The 20,317-nt window shown below is 67.8% G+C and carries 19 protein-coding genes and 1 pseudogene; 11 read left to right on the top strand and 9 right to left on the bottom strand.

The features are described from left to right. The first annotated feature begins 245 nt into the window (after positions 1–245). Entirely contained in the window at positions 246–584 is a 339-nt protein-coding gene (locus ACWCO2_RS08945) for a helix-turn-helix domain-containing protein (protein ID WP_450127146.1), read from the top strand. 9 nt (positions 585–593) lie between these two features. Here ACWCO2_RS08945 and ACWCO2_RS08940 read toward each other — a convergent pair whose 3' ends face one another. Beyond that, positions 594–1,184: a ClpP family protease gene (locus ACWCO2_RS08940; RefSeq protein ID WP_450127145.1), complete on the bottom strand. Its 591-nt coding sequence runs from the start codon at positions 1,182–1,184 to the stop codon at positions 594–596. Beyond that, entirely contained in the window at positions 1,181–1,807 is a 627-nt protein-coding gene (locus tag ACWCO2_RS08935) for a ClpP family protease (protein WP_450127144.1), read from the bottom strand. Before ACWCO2_RS08935 ends, ACWCO2_RS08940 begins: the two co-directional genes overlap by 4 nt. A gap of 220 nt (positions 1,808–2,027) precedes the next feature. Here ACWCO2_RS08935 and lspA point away from each other — a divergent pair, with 220 nt between their 5' ends. Genes lspA through ACWCO2_RS08920 form a run of 3 tightly spaced genes read left to right on the top strand, consistent with a single transcriptional unit; the run spans position 2,028 to position 3,976 of the window. Continuing rightward, positions 2,028–2,702, top strand: a complete 675-nt coding sequence (gene lspA / locus ACWCO2_RS08930; RefSeq protein WP_450127143.1) for a signal peptidase II — start codon at positions 2,028–2,030, stop codon at positions 2,700–2,702. 41 nt (positions 2,703–2,743) lie between these two features. Then, positions 2,744–3,628, top strand: a complete 885-nt coding sequence (locus ACWCO2_RS08925; RefSeq protein WP_450127154.1) for an RluA family pseudouridine synthase — start codon at positions 2,744–2,746, stop codon at positions 3,626–3,628. A gap of 45 nt (positions 3,629–3,673) precedes the next feature. Continuing rightward, positions 3,674–3,976 carry a hypothetical protein gene (locus ACWCO2_RS08920; RefSeq protein ID WP_450127142.1) on the top strand — a complete coding sequence of 101 codons (303 nt, stop codon included), beginning with the start codon at positions 3,674–3,676 and terminating at the stop codon, positions 3,974–3,976. A gap of 229 nt (positions 3,977–4,205) precedes the next feature. Here ACWCO2_RS08920 and ACWCO2_RS08915 read toward each other — a convergent pair whose 3' ends face one another. From ACWCO2_RS08915 to ACWCO2_RS08900, 4 genes are all read right to left on the bottom strand, one after another. Then, positions 4,206–5,585, bottom strand: a complete 1,380-nt coding sequence (locus ACWCO2_RS08915; protein WP_450127141.1) for an NAD(P)(+) transhydrogenase (Re/Si-specific) subunit beta — start codon at positions 5,583–5,585, stop codon at positions 4,206–4,208. After that, positions 5,582–5,887: an NAD(P) transhydrogenase subunit alpha gene (locus ACWCO2_RS08910; RefSeq protein WP_270947017.1), complete on the bottom strand. Its 306-nt coding sequence runs from the start codon at positions 5,885–5,887 to the stop codon at positions 5,582–5,584. Before ACWCO2_RS08910 ends, ACWCO2_RS08915 begins: the two co-directional genes overlap by 4 nt. A 57-nt stretch (positions 5,888–5,944) precedes the next feature. Beyond that, positions 5,945–7,057: a Re/Si-specific NAD(P)(+) transhydrogenase subunit alpha gene (locus ACWCO2_RS08905; protein WP_450127140.1), complete on the bottom strand. Its 1,113-nt coding sequence runs from the start codon at positions 7,055–7,057 to the stop codon at positions 5,945–5,947. Positions 7,058–7,248: 191 nt separating this feature from the next. Continuing rightward, positions 7,249–8,223: an AsnC family protein gene (locus ACWCO2_RS08900; protein WP_450127139.1), complete on the bottom strand. Its 975-nt coding sequence runs from the start codon at positions 8,221–8,223 to the stop codon at positions 7,249–7,251. Positions 8,224–8,396: 173 nt separating this feature from the next. Between ACWCO2_RS08900 and dnaE the strand changes: the two genes are divergently transcribed. Beyond that, positions 8,397–11,981: a DNA polymerase III subunit alpha gene (dnaE, locus tag ACWCO2_RS08895; RefSeq protein ID WP_450127138.1), complete on the top strand. Its 3,585-nt coding sequence runs from the start codon at positions 8,397–8,399 to the stop codon at positions 11,979–11,981. A 39-nt stretch (positions 11,982–12,020) separates the two neighbouring features. On the opposite strand, the pseudogene ACWCO2_RS08890 reads toward dnaE, so the two are convergent. Then, positions 12,021–12,239: pseudogene (locus ACWCO2_RS08890) on the bottom strand (multicopper oxidase domain-containing protein); the annotation flags it as partial. A 310-nt stretch (positions 12,240–12,549) separates the two neighbouring features. Between ACWCO2_RS08890 and ACWCO2_RS08885 the strand changes: the two are divergent. Next, a complete protein-coding gene (locus ACWCO2_RS08885) occupies positions 12,550–13,776 on the top strand; it encodes a cytochrome P450 family protein (RefSeq protein WP_450127137.1) in 1,227 nt (408 codons plus the stop codon). Here the strand turns inward: ACWCO2_RS08885 and ACWCO2_RS08880 are convergent. After that, positions 13,773–15,266, bottom strand: coding sequence for a potassium/proton antiporter (locus tag ACWCO2_RS08880; RefSeq protein WP_450127153.1), 1,494 nt, complete (start codon positions 15,264–15,266; stop codon positions 13,773–13,775). The two genes, ACWCO2_RS08885 and ACWCO2_RS08880, sit on opposite strands and share 4 nt — an antisense overlap. A 1,211-nt stretch (positions 15,267–16,477) precedes the next feature. Here ACWCO2_RS08880 and ACWCO2_RS08875 point away from each other — a divergent pair. Continuing rightward, a complete protein-coding gene (locus ACWCO2_RS08875; protein WP_450127136.1) occupies positions 16,478–16,810 on the top strand; it encodes a hypothetical protein in 333 nt (110 codons plus the stop codon). Between the two features lie 13 nt (positions 16,811–16,823). Here ACWCO2_RS08875 and ACWCO2_RS08870 read toward each other — a convergent pair whose 3' ends face one another. Then, the gene (locus tag ACWCO2_RS08870; protein WP_450127135.1) at positions 16,824–17,060 is read right to left on the bottom strand and encodes a zinc finger protein; all 237 of its coding nucleotides are present in this window, start codon (positions 17,058–17,060) and stop codon (positions 16,824–16,826) included. 179 nt (positions 17,061–17,239) lie between these two features. Between ACWCO2_RS08870 and ACWCO2_RS08865 the strand changes: the two genes are divergently transcribed. The 4 genes from ACWCO2_RS08865 to ACWCO2_RS08850 all read left to right on the top strand — a co-directional run bounded on the left by ACWCO2_RS08865 (position 17,240) and on the right by ACWCO2_RS08850 (position 20,288). Next, a complete protein-coding gene (locus ACWCO2_RS08865) occupies positions 17,240–18,088 on the top strand; it encodes a helix-turn-helix domain-containing protein (RefSeq protein ID WP_450127134.1) in 849 nt (282 codons plus the stop codon). Further along, entirely contained in the window at positions 18,085–18,276 is a 192-nt protein-coding gene (locus ACWCO2_RS08860) for a DUF397 domain-containing protein (protein ID WP_450127133.1), read from the top strand. The genes ACWCO2_RS08865 and ACWCO2_RS08860 overlap by 4 nt, the downstream gene beginning before the upstream one ends. Before the next feature lie 189 nt (positions 18,277–18,465). After that, complete coding sequence (locus ACWCO2_RS08855) at positions 18,466–19,644, top strand: histidine kinase (protein WP_450127132.1); 1,179 nt, start codon at positions 18,466–18,468, stop codon at positions 19,642–19,644. Next, the gene (locus ACWCO2_RS08850; RefSeq protein WP_450127131.1) at positions 19,641–20,288 is read left to right on the top strand and encodes a response regulator transcription factor; all 648 of its coding nucleotides are present in this window, start codon (positions 19,641–19,643) and stop codon (positions 20,286–20,288) included. Before ACWCO2_RS08855 ends, ACWCO2_RS08850 begins: the two co-directional genes overlap by 4 nt. Positions 20,289–20,317: the final 29 nt, after the last annotated feature.

Below are 20,317 nucleotides of genomic sequence, written 5' to 3'. Positions count from 1 at the left end.
CCGCCAGCCCCCGCAAAACCGGCGACATCGTCCAAGCCGCACTCGTGCTCACCCACCACGAACACGGCTACACATAAACCACTGAGATCACCTCATTGGAAATTGGACGTCTGATTTCCATTGAAATTGCGGGCGGGAACCCCGGTCGGGTGTCGACAGTTGCGGTGAAGGAGCTGCGGGCCGGGGGAGTTCCGCTGGGAGCGGAACCTGTGACGCCTGGGAACGGGCAGTGTCAGGATGAGCAGATGGCCGACATTCTGCCGTTCCACAAGAAGCGCAGGCCGACGCCGGACAGCGAGCCGGAACCGTTGTGGCGTGAGGCGCTGGGCCGGAGTCTGCGCGCGGCGCGGGAGGAGCAGGGCGGCCGCCTCGTCGACGTCGCCGAGCGGGCCGGTATTTCTCCGCAGTACCTGTCGGAGATGGAACGCGGCCGCAAGGAGCCTTCGAGCGAGATGATCGCCGCGGTCACGGGTGCGCTGGGTGTCGGGCTGGCCGATCTGCTCACCGGTATCGCGGGCGATGTCCGGCGCGCAGGCCCCGCATTCGGTCGCCGTCCTGCGGGACCCGTGCTCATGGCCGCGTGAAACCCCGCCTCAGGCGCGGTGGTCGAGGACGCGGTCCGCGAGCCCGTAGTCGACGGCTCCCGCCGCGTCGAACACGCGGTCCCGGTCGGTGTCGTGCCGCAGGCCCTCGACGTCGCGACCGGTGTGCGCCGAGAGGATCTCCTCCAGCTGGGTGCGCACCCGCACCACCTCGTCGGCCTGGATGATGAGGTCCGGGATGGTGCCCCGGCCCTGCGCCGCGGGCTGGTGCAGCACCACCCGGGTGTGGGGCAGCACGGATCGACGCCCGGCCTCCCCCGCGGCCAGCAGCACCGCGCCGGCCGCAACCGCCTGGCCGACGCACGTCGTGGCCACCGGCGCCTTGATGTAGCGAATGGTGTCGTACAACGCGAGCATCGCGGACGGGTCGCCGCCCTCGGAATTGATGTACAGGTTGATCTCCCGGTCCGGGTTGTCGGCCTCCAGGTGCAGGAACTGGGCGATCAACGCGTTCGCCACCCCGGAATCGATCGCGGTGCCCAGGTAGACGATCCGCTCCGACAGCAGGTGCGAGTAGACGTCCATGATCCGCTCGCCACCCGTGTTGCGGGTGATGACGTTGGGAATGGTGTAGGTGCTCATGCGCGTGCTCCCGTCTCCGAGCCGATCCCCATCTGGTGCGTGCGCACCGGCACCACTTGGCCGAGGCTGTCGACGACGTGGTCGATGAAGCCGTACTCGCGTGCCTGCTCGGTGGTGAACCAGCGGTCGTGCAGCGAGTCGGTGAAGATCCGTTCGACCGGCTGGCCGGTGTCCTCCGCGATGAGCCCGAGCACCGTGTCCCGGGTGTGCCGCAGGTCGTCGGCCTGCACTTCCACTTCGACCGCCGAGCCGCTGATCCCGGACGACCCCTGGTGCATCAGGATCCGGGCGTGCGGAAGCGCGAACCGCTTGCCCGGTGTTCCCGCCGACAGCAGGAATTGTCCCGCGCTGCACGCGAGTCCCAGTGCGAGCGTGGCCACGTCGCACGGGACGAGCCGCATCACGTCCCGGATGGCGAGCATCGCCGGGACCGAGCCACCCGGCGAGTGGATCCACAGCGCGATGTCCTTGTTGGGATCTTCGCCGGCGAGGGACAGCAGCTGGGTGGTGAGCGCCGTCCCGTTGTCGTCGTCGAGCGCACCGTCGAGGACCAGTACCCGCTGGCTGAAGAACCGTTCCCGGAGCCGGTGGTCGAACAGCGGCTGCTTCTCGTTGTTCGTCATGCCCTGACGATCCCGCCGCCCCGGCGTCTTTCGCCGGTTTCTCTGCTGTGAGCAGATCAGCTCCCAGCAGTGCGCAATCGGCCGGTCCATTCGTGCGAGCACGGTTTCCATCGAAATTGCGGGTCGTTCCCGGCGGCGGAATCACAGTTCCAATTGAAACTGTGGCGAGGGCGGTGGGACTGCTGGAATCCGGTCGGGGGCGTTCAGGGACAATAAGAGTGTGAGCACCGAGCAGTCTTCTTCAGAGCGACCGTCCGAGGAACCGGCGGACCGCGAGAACGTCGACGCCGAACAGGCACCCGACGAGATCCCCGCCGCTGAGACCCCCGCCGACGCGCCCTCAGGCGAGACCGGCGAGAAGCCGCGCACGTCGCCCAAACTACTGGCGCTGGTGTTCGGGGTGGCAGTGGTCGCGCTGGGGCTCGACGTCCTCACCAAGATCATCGTGGTCGACGAGCTGGAGGGCGAACCGCCGGTCGAGGTGTTCGGCGGGCTGCTCTACCTCGACGTGCTGCGCAACCCGGGCGCCGCGTTCTCGCTGGCCAGCGGCATGACCTGGTTGCTCGCGCTGCTGGCCATCGCGGTGGTCGGCGCGATCATCTGGCTGGCGCCGAAGCTGCGCTCGCTGGGCTGGGCCATCGGTCTCGGCCTGATGCTCGGCGGTGCGTGCGGCAACCTCGCCGACCGCATCTTCCGCGCCCCTGGACCGCTGCAAGGCCACGTCGTGGACTTCCTGTCTCTGCTGGCCCCCGGCGGCGCGGTGTGGCCGGTGTTCAACATCGCTGACAGCTGCATCGTCGTCGGTGGTGTGCTGATCGTGCTGCTCTCGCTGTTCGGCCGCGACTACGACGGCACGGTGCACCGGCGAAAGAAGACGGCGGAGAACAACTCGTGAGCGATCTTCGAAACTTGCCGGTGCCCGAGGGGCTCGACGGCATGCGGGTGGACGCCGGACTGGCGAAGCTGCTGGGCCTGTCCCGCAACGCGGTGGCCACGCTGGCCGAATCCGGTGACGTGCTGCTCGACGGCAACCCCGTCGGCAAGTCCGACCGGCTCATGGCCGGATCGTGGCTGGAGGTGACGCTGCCCCCGGCGCAGCAGCCGCTGCAGGTCGTCGCGGTGCCGGTGGACGGGCTGAAGATCATCCACCAGGACGACGACATCGTGGTGGTCGACAAGCCGATCGGCGTCGCGGTGCACCCGAGCCCGGGCTGGGAAGGCCCGACGGTGGTCGGCGGACTGGCCGCGGCGGGCGTGAGCATCGCGACCTCCGGGGCCGCCGAGCGGCAGGGCGTCGTGCACCGGCTCGACGCGGGCACCACCGGGGTCATGGTCGTCGCCAAGAGCGAGCACGCGTACTCGGTGCTCAAGCGGGCGTTCAAGGAGCGCACCGTGGACAAGCGTTACCACGCGGTCGTGCAGGGGCACCCGGATCCCAGCCGCGGCACGATCGACGCGCCGATCGACCGGCACCCCCGCCACGACTACAAGTTCGCGGTGGTCACCGGCGGCAAGCCGAGCATCACGCACTACGAGACGGTGGAGGCGTTCCGCGCCGCCTCGCTGGTCGACGTGAAGCTGGAAACCGGCCGCACGCACCAGATCCGCGTGCACTTCTCGGCGATCAAGCACCCGTGCGTCGGCGACCTGACCTACGGCGCGGACCCGGTCCTGGCGCGTCGTCTGGCGATCACCAGGCAGTGGCTGCACGCTCGGAGCCTCTCGTTCGAGCACCCCGCCGGCGGTTGGGTGACCTTCGAGAGCGAATACCCGGACGACCTGCAGCACGCGCTCGACGAGCTCCGCGATCAGGACAGCTGAACCAGGTACCGTGGCGGAAAGCGAGCTACCTACGAAGGGGGCTTGATGGCACAGTCGAGATCGTTCGAAGGCTCGGATGCGCCGACGCCGCCCACCGGCATCCCGGTGATCGATCCGGCAGCGGACGCCAAAACCCCGGCCAGCGGGTTCAACAGCCTCGGTGACGTGATCAACGCTGAGGACGTGGGCGCAGCAGCGCCGTCGGTCCTCGGCGCGCCGGAACCGACGCACGCCTCAGGCGAGGCGGGGGACTGGCCGACGCTGGAGTACCGCAGCCGGAACCAGCCGGAGCGGCCCAAGCGGTCCAGCCCACTGGACTTCTTCCGCCGGGAGAAGAAGGAGAGCTGAGCTCCCGGGGCCTGATGTTCCGCAATTTCCATTGAGCCTTTTCATCCTGTCCGGCTGGTGACCGCGAAGCACGACCGACACCGCGCGTCGAGGGGCGCATGCGCCGCAGGCGCATAGCCCACCCTCGCAACTTGCACCGCCACCGGCACCGCTACGCAAAACGAGCCTGGAAAAACCTCATTGAAATCGCACGTCTGATTTCAATGGAAATTGCGGAGACCTGGCCGCTTCAGAGGGCTTTGAGCTCTTCGAACACTTCTCGGATCGAGGACTTGGCGTCGCCGAAGAGCATCGCCGTTCTCGGGTCCGCGTAGAGCGGGTTGTCGACTCCGGCGAAGCCTGCGCGCATCGAGCGCTTCAGCACGATCACCGTCTTGGCCTGGTCGACGTTGAGGATCGGCATGCCGTAGATCGGCGAGTTCGGGTCGGTGCGGGCCGCCGGGTTGGTGACGTCGTTGGCGCCGATCACCAGCGCGACGTCGGTGCGGGCGAACTCGTCGTTGATCTCGTCCATCTCCTTGAGCTGCTCGTAGGGCACGTCTGCCTCCGCGAGCAGCACGTTCATGTGACCGGGCATCCGACCCGCCACCGGGTGGATCGCGTAGGACACGCCGACACCCCTGTCCGCCAGCAGCTTCGCCATGTCCTGCACCGCGTGCTGGGCCTGCGCGACCGCCATGCCGTAGCCGGGCACCACGATCACCTGCCCCGCGTAGGCGAGCTGGATGGCCACGTCAGCGGCGCCGATCGAGCGCACCGTCCCGCTGCTGGTCGCCGGGGCTGCCGAGGTGGTTCCGCCGAAGCCGCCAGCGATGATCGACGGGATCGAGCGGTTCATCGCCTTGGCCATCTGGTCGGTCAGGATCGAACCGGAGGCCCCGACGAGCATCCCGGCGACGATCATCGCCGTGTTGCTCAGCGCCAGCCCGGCCGCCGCCGCCGACAGTCCGGTGAAGGCGTTGAGCAGCGACACCACCACCGGCATGTCGGCGCCGCCGATCGGCAGCACCACCGCGATCCCAGCCAGCCCCGCCAGCACCAGCACCGTCACCAGCAGCAGCTCAGCACCGCTGCCCAGACCGATCGCCACCGCGCACGCCACCGCACCGACCAGCAACAACACGTTCAGCGGCAGCTGCAGGCGACCCACCGAGATCGGGCGGCCGGGCACGAGTTCCTGCAGCTTGCCGAAGGCCACCAGCGAACCCCAGAACGAGATCGAGCCGATGATCGCGGCGAACAGAGTCGCGATCGGAACGAACGCCGGTTCGCCCTGGAACCCGGCGCTGTCCCGGAACTCGACCCAGGCGGTCAGCGCCACCGCACCGCCGCCGACGCCGTTGAACAGCGCCACCATCTGCGGCATCGCGGTCATCTTCACCCGCCGCGCCGCCGGGACGCCGATCACCGTGCCGACGACCAAGCCGAGCACGATCAGCCCCCAGTTGGTCAGGCCGGGGGTGAGCAGCGTGGCGACCACCGCGACCACCATGCCCGCGGCCGCGATCGCGTTGCCGCGCACCGCGGTCCGCGGCCCGGTCAGACCCATCAAGCCGTAGATGAACAGGGCGAACGCCAGGATGTAGAGGACCGACCGCAGCGTGATCACTTCTCGGCGTCCTTCCGCGCGGGTTCCGGCTTGCGCTTGAACATGCCCAGCATCCGGTCGGTGACCAGGAATCCGCCGACGACGTTGATCGTGCCGAAGATGATCGCCACCAGAGCCAGCAGCTGCGATCCCAGGTCGCTCACCCCGGACCCGAGCACCAGCACCCCGCCGAGCAGCACGATTCCGTGAATGGCGTTGGTCCCGGACATCAGCGGGGTGTGCAAGGTGTTCGGCACCTTCGAGATCACCGCGAAGCCGACGAACCCGGCCAGCACCAGTACCGCCAGATCAGCCAGGAACATCGCCCCTCCTCCCTGCGTCGGGCCGAGGTGAAGGGCACCTTTTGCCGACTTAGCCGGTCACAGGTGCCCTTCACCGGGTTCTGATCGGGTGATGCAGGTGGCGGCCAGGATCTCGTCGGTGAAGTCGGGGGAGAGACGGCTTTCGACCAGCATCAGGTCGAGCAGTGCTTGGACGTTGCGGGCGTAGAGCTCGCTGGCGTGCTCCGGCATGGTCGCCGGGAGGTTCAGCGGGGCGGCGATGGTGACGTCGTGGTGCACCGCGATCTGGCCTGGTTCGCTGAGCTCGCAGTTTCCGCCCGTCGAACCCGCGAGGTCGACGATCACGCTGCCCGGGCGCATCCGGCGGACCGCCTCGGCAGGTACCAGTCGCGGTGCTGGGCGTCCGGGAACCAAGGCGGTCGTGATCACCACGTCGAAACCGCTGATCGCCGCGTTCAGGCGTTGGGCCTGCTCGGCGCGTTCGTCCTCGGTCAGCTCGCGGGCGTAGCCTCCCTCGCCGACCGCCGAGATGCCCAGGTCCAGCCACTTCGCGCCGACCGAACGAACCTGGTCGGCGACCTCCGGTCGCACGTCGTAACCGGTGGTGCGGGCGCCGAGCCGCTTGGCCGTGGCGAGTGCCTGCAGCCCGGCCACGCCGACGCCGAGCACCAGCGCCGAAGCGGGTTTCACGGTCCCGGCGGCGGTGGTCAACATTGGGAAGAAGCGGGTGCATTGGTCGGCGGCCAGCAGCACCGCGCGGTATCCGGACACGTTGGCCTGGGAGGACAGCGCGTCCATCGACTGGGCGCGGGAGATGCGCGGAACCGACTCCAGCGCGAATCCGGTCACCTCGGCCTCTCGCAGGCGTGGCACCAGGTCAGGGTCGGTCAGCGGGGCGAGGAAGCCGATGAGCGTCGAGCCGCGGGGAAGCTTGCCGATCTCTGCTGTGCTGGGCGGGTTGACCTTCACCACCACGTCGGCCGACCACGGTTCGCCGAGGTTCGCGCCCGCTTTGGTGAACGCGTCATCGGGGATCAGCGCGGCCTGTCCAGCGCCGGGTTCGACGACCACCTCGAGGCCCTGCGCGCACAGCCGCTCGACTACGCCGGGCACGAGCGCGACCCGCCGCTCACCTGCCAGCGACTCGCGCGGGACACCGACACTGGTGCGATCGCCCTCCTGCGAGGTCATGCCTCCAGATGTCCACAACCCGGACCAAACCGCAAGGCCACACGCCCGTTCGGCGGCGGGAACCACTAGGACAGACGTACTGGATGACGCGGAACCTGTCTCCGGTGGTCGTTTTGCGTGGCGGTGCGGGTAGCGAGGGTGGGCTATGCGCCCGGCGGCGCATCAAAGACAAAGACCGAGAGCGCCGGCGATCAGAAGTCGGTGATGTCCCAGGTGAGCGTGCGCTGGGTGTCGCCGGGGCGCGGCGTCCAGCGGACGGTGGTCAGCTCCGTCGACTCCGGTAGGACGTAGACGGTGTGACCGCCGGCCGTTTCGCCCGGCGGGACGCCGATGCGGTGCGGGGGACGGGACGACAGCGACACCGGGGACTTCGTCACCACGGAGCCGTCCGTGGTGATCAGCTCCAGGTACAGGTCCGGCAGGGAAGTGAAGGGCGTTTGGCCGCGGTTGGTCAGCTCGGTGTGCACCACGACCGCGCGCTCGCCGTCCTGCAGCTCGTAACCGGCCGCGGTGAACAGGAAGTCCGCCGGGTCGACGACCTCGACCAGCAGGATCGTGATCCGCTCGCCCTCCAGACCTTCCACGTCGAGCTTGCTGCCGACCTTGCCGGTGCGCGCCGGCTGCTGCTGGGCGGGCTGCTGCGGCTGCTGATCACCGCGCGCCCACGCGGCCGATCCGGGCGGACCCCAGACGTTCATGGGGTCCTGCGGAGCGGCGGGCTGCTGCGGGAACGAGGTCGGCGGCGGGCCGGGCGGGACGAACTGCTGCGGTCCGCTTGGCTGGCCGTAGGCGGGCGCGGGGAAACCGCCGCTGTGCGCCGGGTAGCCGCCCGTCGGCTGAGGGAAGGATCCGGAGTGCTGGACCTGGTACGGACCGGACACCGGGTAGGGGCCGCTGGCCATGTTCTGCTGCGCGGCCCAGTGCTGAGCGGCGGCGACTGCGTTGCGGATGCCCTGAACATCGCACTCGACCCCGACGATCAGCGGGAGACCGGTGGTGGAGAGAGTGGCGAGGCGCGCGGCGACGTCGCGCACGTCCATGCCGAGCCGACCGGCGATCTCGGGTACCGCCGCCCGGCCCATCTCGGCGACGACGCTCAGCAATCGCACATCTACGGGATCAGGGCCAGCCACGCCGAACCACGCTACCTGCTCGGCAATTCCCATGCGTGAACGGCACGTGGTTTCGTCCAGTTCTCGCCCAGGGCGTGACCGACCGCACCCGTTTCCGCGCGTCGCGGCGGAAAACGCTCGCAACGCCGGGGGAATCGGCGATCACACCGGGTGCGCGCGTTAGGCTGGCAGCTCTCCCCGAGGCTGTCGCGAAGGAGGACTTTCCCGTGCCTGTTGACCCCTTCGTCCACCTGCACGTGCATACCGAGTACTCGATGCTCGATGGTGCGGCGAAGGTGGGGGCGTTGTTCGCCGAGGCCCAGCGCCTCGGGATGCCTGCGGTGGGGATGACCGACCACGGGAACATGTTCGGCGCCGACGAGTTCTACCAGCAGGCGAAGAAGACGGGTATCAAGCCGATCATCGGCATCGAGGCCTATCTGGCGCCGACCAACCGCTTCCACAAGAAGCCGGTGTTCTGGGGTGAGGCGAAGCAGCGCGGCGCCGACGAGTTCGGTGAGGGCGGTGACGTCTCGGGCGCGGGTGCGTACACGCACATGACGATGGTGGCGCGCAACGCCACCGGCCTGCGCAACCTGTTCACGCTGTCCAGCCGCGCGAGCTTCGAGGGCATGTACCGCAAGCCGCGGATGGACCGGGAGCTGATCTCGGAGTTCTCCGAGGGCATCATCGCCACGACCGGTTGCCCGTCCGGCGAGGTGCAGACCCGGCTGCGATTGCGGCAGTTCGACGAGGCGCTGCAGGCGGCGGCCGACTACCAGGAGATCTTCGGCAAGGAGAACTTCTTCCTGGAGTTGATGGACCACGGCCTGCCGATCGAGCGGTCGGTGCGTCAGGGTTTGCTGGAGATTTCCAAGAAGCTCGGCATCCCGCCGCTGGCGACCAATGACAGCCATTACGTGACGGTTGACCAGGCCGATTCGCATGGTGCGTTGCTGTGCGTGCAGTCGGGTAAGACGCTCAGTGATGAGTCCCGGTTCAAGTTCGACGGCGATGGTTATTACCTGAAGTCCGCTGAGGAGATGCGGGAGTACTGGGACAAGGAAGTCCCGGGCGCGGCGGACAACACGCTGCGGATCGCGGAGATGGTCGAGTCCTACGAGGACGTCTGGAACTTCCAGGACCGGATGCCGCGCGTCACCGACGGCACTGGCCGCTCCGAGCGCGAGCTGTTGGCCGCCGAGCTCGAGCAGTACCTGCCGTCGCGGTATCCGGACGGTCCGACCGAGGAGTGCCGCAAGCGCATCCAGGTCGAGCTGGACGTGCTGGACACCAAGGGCTACTGCGCGTACTTCCTGGTGGTCGGTGACTTGACGCGGTGGGCGAAGTCGCAGGGCATTCACGTGGGGCCGGGCCGTGGTTCGGCGGCGGGTTCGCTGCTGGCCTACATCCTGCACATCACGAACCTGGATCCGCTGGAGCACGGGCTGATCTTCGAGCGGTTCCTCAACCCGGAGCGCGACTCGCCGCCGGACATCGACCTCGACTTCGACGACCGGCGTCGGGACGAGGTGTTGCAGTACGCGATCAACAAGTACGGTCGGGACAAGGTCGCGCAGGTCATCACCTTCGGCAAGATCAAGACGAAGGCGGCGATCAAGGACTCGGCGCGGGTGCACCACGGCCAGCCGGGGTTCGCGATCGCGGACAAGATCTCCAAGGCGCTGCCGCCGCCGATCGCGGCCAAGGACATCCCGCTGTCGGGGATCGTGGATCCGCAACACGAGCGCTACACCGAGGCCGCTGAGGTCCGCAGCCTGATCGAGACTGACCCGTCGGTGTCGCAGATCTTCGACACCGCGCGCGGTCTGGAAGGCCTGATCCGAAATGCCGGTGTGCACGCGTGCGCGGTGATTCTGTCCTCGCAGCCGCTGCTGGGCACGGTGCCGCTGTGGGCGCGTGACGACGGCTCGATCATCACCGGCTGGGACTACCCGTCGTGCGAGGCCATCGGCCTGCTGAAGATGGACTTCCTGGGTCTGTCCAACCTCACCATCCTCGGCGACGCGCTGCGAATGGTGAAGGAGAACCACGACCGGGAGATCGACCTTTCCAACCTCGGGTTGGACGACAAGGCCACTTACGAGCTGCTCGCCCGCGGGGAGAGCCTGGGAGTGTTCCAGCTCGAAGGTGGCGGCATGCGCGAACTGCTCAAGCGCATGCAACCCACCGAGTTCGCCGACATCGTGGCCTGCAACGCGCTGTACCGGCCGGGCCCGATGGAGGTCAACGCGCACAACGACTACGCGGACCGCAAGAACGGCAAGAAGCCGGTCGAGCCGATCCACCCCGAGCTGGACGAACCGCTCAAGGACATCCTCGCCGAGACCTACGGTCTGATCGTCTACCAAGAGCAGATCATGGCGATCGCGCAGAAGGTCGCGGGTTACAGCCTCGGTCGAGCGGACATCCTGCGCCGCGCGATGGGCAAGAAGAAGAAGTCGGTCCTGGACCAGGAGTTCGAGGGCTTCCGGGACGGGATGCTCGCGCAGGGCTTCTCCGACGAGGCGATCGAGAAGTTGTGGGCGACGGTCCTGCCCTTCGCCGGCTACGCGTTCAACAAGTCGCACGCGGCGGGTTACGCCCTGGTGGCGTACTGGACGGCCTATCTGAAGGCGAATTACCCGGCCGAGTACATGGCGGGCTTGTTGACCTCCAACGGTGACAACAAGGACAAGATGGCCATCTACCTGGCCGAGTGCCGGCGGATGGGCGTCAAGGTGCTCTCGCCGGACGTCAACGACTCCAAGGACACCTTCGCCGCGGTCGGCTCCGACATCCGCTTCGGCATGAGCGCGATCCGCAACGTCGGGTCGAACGTGGTGGCCTCGATCGTCAAGTCCCGCCAGGAGAAGAGCCGCTACACCTCCTTCACCGACTTCCTGGACAAGTCGGAGATCCTGGCCTGCAACAAGCGGGTCATCGAGTCGCTGATCAAGGCCGGTGCGTTCGACTCGCTGGGGCACACCCGCATGTCGCTGGTGCAGCACCACGAGAACGCGGTGGACGCGGTCATCGGGTTGAAGCGGCAGCAGGCGATGGGTCAGTTCGACCTGTTCGGTGCCGACGACTCGGCTGACAGCGCGGACGCCTCGCCGCTGGCGCACTTGACGTTCACGCCGGAGGAGTGGCCGCGCAAGCAGCTGCTGTCCTACGAGCGGGAGATGCTGGGCCTGTACGTCTCCGCGCACCCGCTCGACGGGGCCGAGCGGCTGCTCGCGCCCTATCAGGACACCGGGATCGCCGATCTGGTCGGCGGTGAGCGGGAGTTCGGCGGCGGCAAGGAGCAGATCAAGATCGCCGGGATGATCTCGGGAATCCAGCGCCGCATCAACAAGAACGGCCACCCGTGGGCGATCGTCACCCTCGAGGACCTCGACGCCAGCGTCGAAGTGCTGTTCTTCCCGAAGTCCTACGAGATGTTCGCCGACTGCCTGGTCGAGGACACGGCGCTGGCGGTCAAGGGCCGCATCAACGAGCGCGAGGGCACCATCAGCGTCTTCGCCTCCGACGCGGTACCGGTCGACATCTCCGCGGCCGAAACCGACCCGGGCACCGACCCGGCGTTCGTGATCAAGGTGCCGGTGGGCCGGGTGAACCAGTCCCTGGTGACGGAGCTGAAGCGGACCCTCCAGGCGCACTCGGGCACGACTCCGGTGCACCTCAAGCTCCAGAGCCCCCGAGGCGTGACCCGCCTGGCGCTGTCCAGCGACTACTTCGTCTCCACGGAGAACGGCCTGCAGGGCGAGCTCAAGGGCCTCCTCGGAGCAGGCTGCTTCGAATCCGTCTGACGGTGGTGTGCCGGTCCACAGCGGACCGGCACACCGCACTCAGACTGTTTCGAAGGTGGCCATCATGCCCATGTCCTCGTGTTCCGCGTTGTGGCAGTGGAAGACGTAGCGGCCCCGGTAGCTCTCGAAGCGGGTGATGACCTCCACCGCTCGGCCCGGTTCCAGGTCGACCGTGTCCTTCCAGCCCGCGTCGAGCGGGCGCGGTTCGCCGCTGCCGCGGGACAGGACCTGGAAGTTGGCCAGGTGCAGGTGGATCGGGTCGCGGACGACGTGCAGCCCGGCCAGGCCCCGGTAGACGGCCGGACCGGTGAAGTCATGGACCTGCTGCCGCTGCGCGTGCGGCTCTACTCGTGCTCGGCGGCAGCCCAGCTGATGTGCTCGTGGGGGTTCTCAGATCTGGAATGCATAAAGTTGGGCACCCGCAGTCCAGGCGGGCGCTGAGGTTCCGCTACTCGCACCGCCACGCAAAACGAGTTCGTCAGACAAGAATTCAGAGGCGAGTGACAGGTGGGCGTGAACGGGGTTCACTGGGGAGTAGGGGTCACACTGCCTAGTGCGAAGGAATCTGATGTCCACCACCGAGGCGCATGACGAAGTTCTCTTGTTCGACGCCGCTTTCGTGCAGGACCTGCACGCGCGGTACGCCGAGAGCCGCGACACCACGCCGGTTCAGCGGTTGGTCACGCCGAACGGTCTGCCTGTCTGGGTGATCACCCGGTATGCCGATGCTCGCGCCGCGCTGACGGATCCGCGGCTGAGCAAGGAGTCCGCGCGCATCCACGAGGTGATCACTGCGAACCTACCGCCGGACTCGGACCACCGCGTGTTCGACGACACGCTGTCCTCGCACATGCTCAACATGGATCCGCCGGACCACACCCGGCTGCGCAAGCTGGTGGTCAAGGCCTTCACCAGCCGCCGGGTGGAAGCGCTGCGACCGCGGGTCGAGGAGATCACCGAGCGGTTGCTCGACGAGATGGCGGAACAGTCCGAAGTGGACTTGTTGGACACCTTCGCCTTCCCGTTGCCGATCCAGGTCATCTCCGAGCTGGTCGGTGTCGACGAGAGCCGCCGGGACGACTTCCGGGCCTGGACGAACACCCTGCTGGACGCCTCCGATCGCGAAGCGGCGGGGAACGCGGCGATGGAGATGGCCGAGTACCTCACCGAACTCATCGAGGTCAAGCGCCGCCAGCCCGCCGACGACCTGCTCACCGCGCTGATCGACGCCACCGAGGACCAGGACCGGCTCAGCGACGGGGAACTGATCGCGATGGTGTTCCTGCTGCTGGTGGCCGGGCACGAGACGACGGTCAACCTGATCGGCAACGGGGTGCTGCACCTGCTGCGCAACCCCGACCAGTGGGCGGCGCTGCGAGAGAACCCGGATCTGGTGGCCGGCGCGGTGGAGGAGATGCTGCGCTTCGACGGGCCGGTGATGCACGGGACGTTCCGCTTCACCGCGGAGGCGATGCAGATCGGTGACGTGGAGATCCCGGCCGGGCAGATCGTGTGGGTCGGGCTGGCGGCGGCCAACCGCGACCCAGAGCAGTTCCCCGATTCGGACCGGTTCGACATCACCCGTGACGCGCACGGACACCTGGCCTTCGGCCACGGGATCCACTTCTGCCTCGGAGCCCAGCTCGCCCGCCTGGAGGCGCAGGTCGCGCTGCGCGGCCTCGTCGAACGGTTCCCGAACCTCAGCGCCGCAGGACCGCTGGACGGTGCGGAATGGCGCTTCAGCACCCTGATCCACGGCCTGCGGGCGCTCCCGGTCCGCCCGGCTGGGGGCTAATCCGGTTCGCCGTGCTCGCCGAACCAGTGGGCGAGCTTGCCCCGGCGGCTGACCGCTCGCAGTCGTCGCTCCGCGGCGGCTCGGTGCTCCACGGTGGTGACGACGAGCAGTTCGTCGCCGATCTCCAGGTAGCTGTCCGGGAGCGGGACGAAGGCGCGGCCGCCCCGCACGATCAGCGGGACCACCGCGGGCGCGGGCAGCCGGAGCTCGACGATGGTCGTGTGGTGCAGCCGAGATCCCGGCGGCACGGTCATCGTCAGCAGCTCGGCGTGGGCGACGTTGAGCGGCACCGAGTCGAGCTGGATCTCGCGGGGCGCTTCGCGCGGGATGATGCCCAGCAGCCGGGCCAGCGGGTGCAGGCTCGGCGCCTGCACCAGGATGAACACGACGACCAGCACGAACACGATGTCCAGCACCCGTTGGCTGCCCGGCACGCCTTGCACGATCGGGAAGGTCGCCAGCACGATCGGCACCGCACCGCGCAGGCCCGCCCAGGACAGGAACACCTGTTCCCGCCACGGGACGTGGAAGCCCAGCAGCGGGATCACCACCGACACCGGGCGGGCGACCAGCAGCAGCACCAGGCCGATGACCAGCGCGGGCAGCACTTCGCCGGGCAGCTCGCTCGGCGTCACCAGCAGTCCGAGCAGCACGAACAGCCCGATCTGCGCGATCCAGCCGAGCCCTTCGGCGAAGGACCGCGTCGCCGAGCGGTGCGGCAGCCGACCAGTGTTGCCCAGCGCCAAGCCGGCCAGGTAGGCGGCGAGGAAGCCGCTGGCCTCCACAGCCCCACCGGCGGCGAAAGCGATCACGCAGAGTCCGAAGGTCGCCACCGGGAACAGCCCGGCGGCCGGCAGCGCCAACCGCGGCAGCACCTTGGCTCCGCCCACGCCGATGGCCAGCCCGATCGCCGCACCGATGGTCAGCTGGTAGACCAGGTCGACCGTGATCTCCAGCGGGGAGACTTCCAGCGGGACCGTGCTGAACAGCAGCACGAAGATCACGGTCGGCGCGTCGTTGAACCCGGATTCCGCCTCCAGCAACCCGGCGAGCCGCTTGGGCAGCGGCAGCACCCGGAGCACGGAGAACACCGCTGCCGCGTCCGTGGACGACACGACGGCGCCCACCAGCAGCGACAGCTGCCAGTCGATGCCCAGCAGCAGGTGCGCGCCCAGGGCCGTGACCACCAGGCTGATGCCGACGCCGATCGTTGCGAGCATCGCGGCGGGCGCGAGTAATCGCCGGATGTCGGACCAGCGGGTGGACAGACCACCTTCGATGAGGATGATGGCCAGCGCCGCCGTGCCCAGGTTCTGCGCGATCTGGGCGTCGTGGAACTTGATGCCCAGCACGTCCTCGCCGAGCACCACGCCCAGCCCGAGGTAGATCAGCAGGCTGGGCAGTCCGAGCCGGGAAGCGAGGAGCGCGGCCACCGCACCGGCCAAGAGCACGAGTCCACCTACGAGCAGCACCAGGTACAACTGCTGCAGACTCATCGCATCCTCGCTCGACCGTGTCCTCCGGTCGACCCAGTACAGCAACATCGACCGAGATGCGCGGGCCAGAACGAGCCGTGAGCGGCGATGGTGGCTCTAGCCGCCGACCTTTTGTTGCACCGCTGTTATTCAGCGAGTTTGCTGGTCGAGAGGTCTGAACATGTTTGTTGGCGCTAGGTGGTCTTTACCTGAAAGAAGGGCTGTGCCCTCTTCTCCGTCGATCTGGCGGAGCCCGCTGAGAAGAGGGCAAGCACCGAGCGACCGCAGCGTTGCTACTCCACTCTTCCCGGAAGCCCGCTGGTGATCTGGGGGCGGCGAGCGCCCCAGGTAACCAATGGAGGTATGCGAGGCGGTAGTAGTCCCCTACTCGTGTTGCCTAGTCGGCAACGCCGTACTCATCCAGGTACCGAGTGAGGCGGGGCGGCTTAGAACGGCGTGAGGCATGGCCCTGGACAGCGTGGTTGCGACTTGGTAGCGCCGAAGCCCTTTCCCCGGTTGACCGCTAACAACCGGGGCCGCGCAAGGGGAAGCAGCCTGGCCACGCGATGTGTCTGTGACTAACCGAATACGGCAACCTGCATCGTCCGGTAGCGCGGAACCGGCGTAACGGTGTTGAGGTGTGCCTTGTTCGGCGGCGTATTGTTCGTGTTGCTCACGATTGTTCTTGCGGTCGGAGTACTGGTTGTGGCAGCGCTTTGGGCGCTGGTCCGCATCTTGAAAGCGTGTCACGAGGTCGAGAAGCTGCGTTCAGTGACGTTCCGTCTGAGTTCCCGCCGTGCATCGGTAGAGCTCGAGGTCAACAAAGACATTTGTAGAGAGAAATTCGGCAGCCTTGCTTGTCCGTGTCTGTTCGACACAGCCGGATGCGACTCGGCGGCTACCGTCATTTTCGGGCGGAGCTCTGGCGTTTGAGTGGATGGTCGGGCGATGCGGGGAGGACGCACCGCCCGGCCATCCTGGTGCCTGGTCGCCGCTGGGGGCTGGTCGGCGGGCACCTGGGGACGGCGGGAGCACCGGCCTGGGAGGGGATTTCGGCCACGGTGCTCCCGCCGAGCTCTATATCCGGTGGAATCCGGCGAGAACCTGCCGGATCACTTCCGGGTCGCGGGTGAAGCCGCTGCGATTTGGCGTCGATGCCGTTTCGACGCGGGGGAGTTCCCGTGTTTCTGCCAACGCGAGTTCGTCGGTCTTGGCCTTGTGAGCAGGTGCTCAACCGTCAGCGCGCCCTCGCCTGCTCCGGCGTGTTTGCCGAATTCGCCGAAGTAGCGCACAGTCCACCATCCCGCCAGCGCGACAACGGTCGCTGCTGCGATCAGCAACAACGTGATCATCGGTCTGCCCTCTCCGAGGTGATCACAACCCGACCGCTGGATTGCCCTTCCGCGCTGTCGCGCAGCTGCACCACCAACACGTCCATGGCGTTGGCCAAGGTCAGCAACTCGGCTGGAGACCAACGGCCTGCTTCGATGTCGTCGACCGCATACCCGAGCGCCAAGATCGCGCATCGGATCCTCGACGCGACGCCCGGAAATTTCTGACCTTCTGGTGCGTTCATCCCGCACCCGCAATCGGTGGCACTCCGGCCAGCTCACGCGCGGATTCGTTGCAGTCCAGGCAGGTGCTCCACAGCCAAGCGGTGTCGCTGGATTCGGGGTTGACGGTCCGCTCGCAAAGAGTCGTGACCTCGGTGCCATCTGGGTAGATCGACGCGCCTGGCGGATGCGGATCGGTGCTCGCGTGCCGCTGGCCGTCAGCGGGCACCCAATGGAACGGATGCGGGCGGTACATCAGACACGCCCCAAACTCGTCACACAGAGCAACATGTCGTACCCTCCGTGAATTTCTGACGTCCGCGACGGATCGTGTCGCAAGTCCTATGCTTGTCGCAAACGACGATATCTGTCGCGCGCGACAGGTCAACTGAGGCGAATAGGTGATGGTTTATGAGCCGTCGTTATGCTCGTCGCATGGCCAGCACCAGCAGCGGATCACCGCGGCTACGCGCATTGGGCGCTGAACTGCGCGAATACCGCGAACAAGCCGGGCTGACCGTGCGCGAAGTGGCGCAAAAGCTCGGCGGCCACCACTCGAAGTACGCCCGGATTGAGACCGGCGAGCGCGCAGCTTCACCCGAAGAGGTCGCCGCCATGCTGGCCACCTACGGCGTGTCGGAAGAAGAACGCGAGCGGCTCGCCGACATGGCGCGCGACGACCGGGCCGACTGGTTGTCGACCAGCAAGACCGGAGTACGCAAAGAGCTGACCACGCTGATCGAGTTCGAGCGCACCGCGACCCGCATCACCGACGTCGCCACGGGCGTAATCCCTGGCCTGCTGCAAACCTCCGAGTACGCCCGCGCGATCATGCACGGGCTACCGCCGAATGAGGTCGAGACGATGGTGCTCATGCGCGTGGGCCGTCGCGAAATCCTGACGTCGAAGAACGCGCCTGAGTTCGTGGCCTTCATCGCCGAGGCCGCCCTCAACGAGCGGATCGGAGGCGCGGAAGTGATGGCCGAGCAACTGCGCCACCTGGTCAAGATGGCCGATTGGTCAACCGTCGAGATTCGAGTTCTGCCAGCAGGCGCGGAACGGTGGCATCCCGCGCACATGGGCGCATTCATCGTTTTCGAGTTTCCGAAGGCGACACCGATCGTGCACCTGGAGCACTACCGGTCGTCGGTGTCGCTGCACAACGTAGGTATCGCACGAGCGTACCTCGAAGCGATAACAGGCCTACGAGAGTTGGCCATGAGCCCGCACGACTCTGTGCGGTTCATCGCTGAATGCGCTGACAAGTTGGAGGCAGCCATATGACAGAGCCGACCGGATGGCGGAAGTCGAGCCGATCGGGTCAGCAGACCAGTTGCGTCGAGGTTGGCCGCCTCGGTGATGGTGCAGCGGTGCGCGACACGAAGAACCGGGCTGCTGGGTACTTAACCGCCGACCGTGGACAGTGGTCGGCGTTCGTTGCTGCGGTCAAGTCTGGAAGGTTTGAAGACTGAGGTAGCGCAACGAGCCCCAACAGCGCTCGCATGGTGAAGGTGCCACTGTGCGGGCGCTGTCGCATGTTCAGCCGAGCCGTGAGCAGCGACGGTTGCTCTTGCGAGCATCGCCGCTCACGACTGATCTCCACTGTGGACCTCGTTCTCGAGGAGGAGGTCTGAGCGCCCTCGGGTGGATAAGTTGACGCAGTGCGGACTGCAACGAATCGGCTGGTCATCGACGGCCCGCTAGCCGTGCTCTGCGGGGCGATCGGGGCTGCGGTATCGCTGAGCGCTGTGCGCGGGTCGAGCCTTCCGGCGTGGGTGGCGGTGGTTTCGATCCTGGTCGGGCTCACCGCGTGCCTGGCCGTGCGCCGCATCTGGCCGACGGCGGCGTTCGTCGTCGGTTCGGGCCTGATGCTGGTGCTGGTCGCGCTGCCGAACGTCGGTGAGCAGGGCGTTCCGCCGATCCTGCTGCCGTTCTCGCTGATCCACCCGGTCCTGTTGCACGCGGTCGTCGCCCACACCGAGCGCTCCGCGCTGCCGGTCGCCTGCGGTCTGCTCGGCGCGGCGATCGCCGTGGTGCGCGGGGTGATCGGCTTCCCGGTCGATCCGCTGGGTACGGCCGGGGTGCTGGCGGCTGCGGCGTTCGGGTCCGTGCTCGCGGCGTGGGCGCTCGGCCGCTACTCGCGGATCAGCGTCGCCTACGTGCGGTCCCTCGAGGAGCGGGCGGCTCAGGCCGAGCTGTTGCGCGAGCAGCAGGTGCGCGAGGCCACCGCCGCGGAACGCCGGTTGATCGCCCGCGAGATCCACGACGTGGCCGCGCATTCGCTCGCGGTCGTGCTGGCCCAGGCCGACACCGCGCGCCTGGTCTTCGACCGCGATCGGGACAAGGCGCGGGAGATGATCGGCACGGCGGTCGAGGTGGGGCGGCAGGCGATGGGGGAGTTGCGCAGCATGCTCGGCGTTCTGCGCACCGGCGACGAGACCGTGCCAGCGGGCCAGGACCTCGCCGAACTGGTCGAGACGTTCCGCCGAGCCGGCGCCGACGTCGAGCTGGTCAACGAGGGCGAGCCGCAGGAGATCGACACCGCGCAGCGGCACGCCGTCTACCGGATCGTGCAGGAGTCGGTGACCAACGCGCTCAAGCACGTCGGGCCGGACGTGACCTGCCGGGTCGTGTTGGGCTGGGCGCAAGATCGGCTTATCGTGACCGTCGCGGACGACGGTCCGGGCACCTCGGCGGACCTGACCGCCGCCGGTGGGTTCGGCATCGTGGGGATGGCCGAGCGGATGCGGCAGATCGGAGGCGATTTCACAGTGCGCAGCGCACCGGGTGCGGGAACCGAGGTGCGGGCCGGGTTCGGCCTGCTGGAGGCGCCGCGATGACGATCCGCGTGGTGGTTGCCGACGACCAGCAGCTCATCCGCTCGGCGCTGACCACCGTGCTCGGGCTGCACGACGATCTGACCTGCGTCGCCGAGGTCGCGACCGGGCGGGAAGCGCTGGCGGTGTGCCGGGCGAGCCGGGTGGACGTGGTGCTGATGGACATCCGGATGCCCGATCTGGACGGCATCGCGGCGACCGAGCTGATCACCGCCGAGCTGCCGAGCACCCGGGTGCTGGTGCTGACCACCTTCGACCTGGACGAGAACCTGTTCGCCGCGCTGCGGGCCGGGGCCAGCGGTTTCCTGACCAAGGACACGCCGGGAGAGGAGGTCGTAGCCGCGGTGCGGACTGTCCACGAGGGGCATTCGATCGTTTCCCCGCGCGCCACCCGCAGCCTGCTGGAGCTGGCCCGCACGTCCGCGCCGCAGCCGCCGGAGCCCGCGTGGGAGGTGCTGACCGGGCGTGAACGCGACGTGCTCGTGGAGCTGGCGCGCGGTTGCTCCAACGTCGAGATCGGCGCCGCCCTGCACCTGGCGGAGACCACGGTGAAGACGCACGTGGGCAGCATCCTGCGCAAACTCGGCGTCCGGGATCGGCTGCACGCGGTGATCTGGGCCTACGAGAACGGCGTCGTGCGGGGCTGATCTCCTCCTCGCGGAGGAGGCAGTCGGTC

Source organism: Saccharopolyspora sp. NPDC002376, assembly GCF_053593195.1.
Note: the sequence above shows the minus strand (reverse complement) of the source record. Positions and strands in the feature narration are given on the sequence as shown.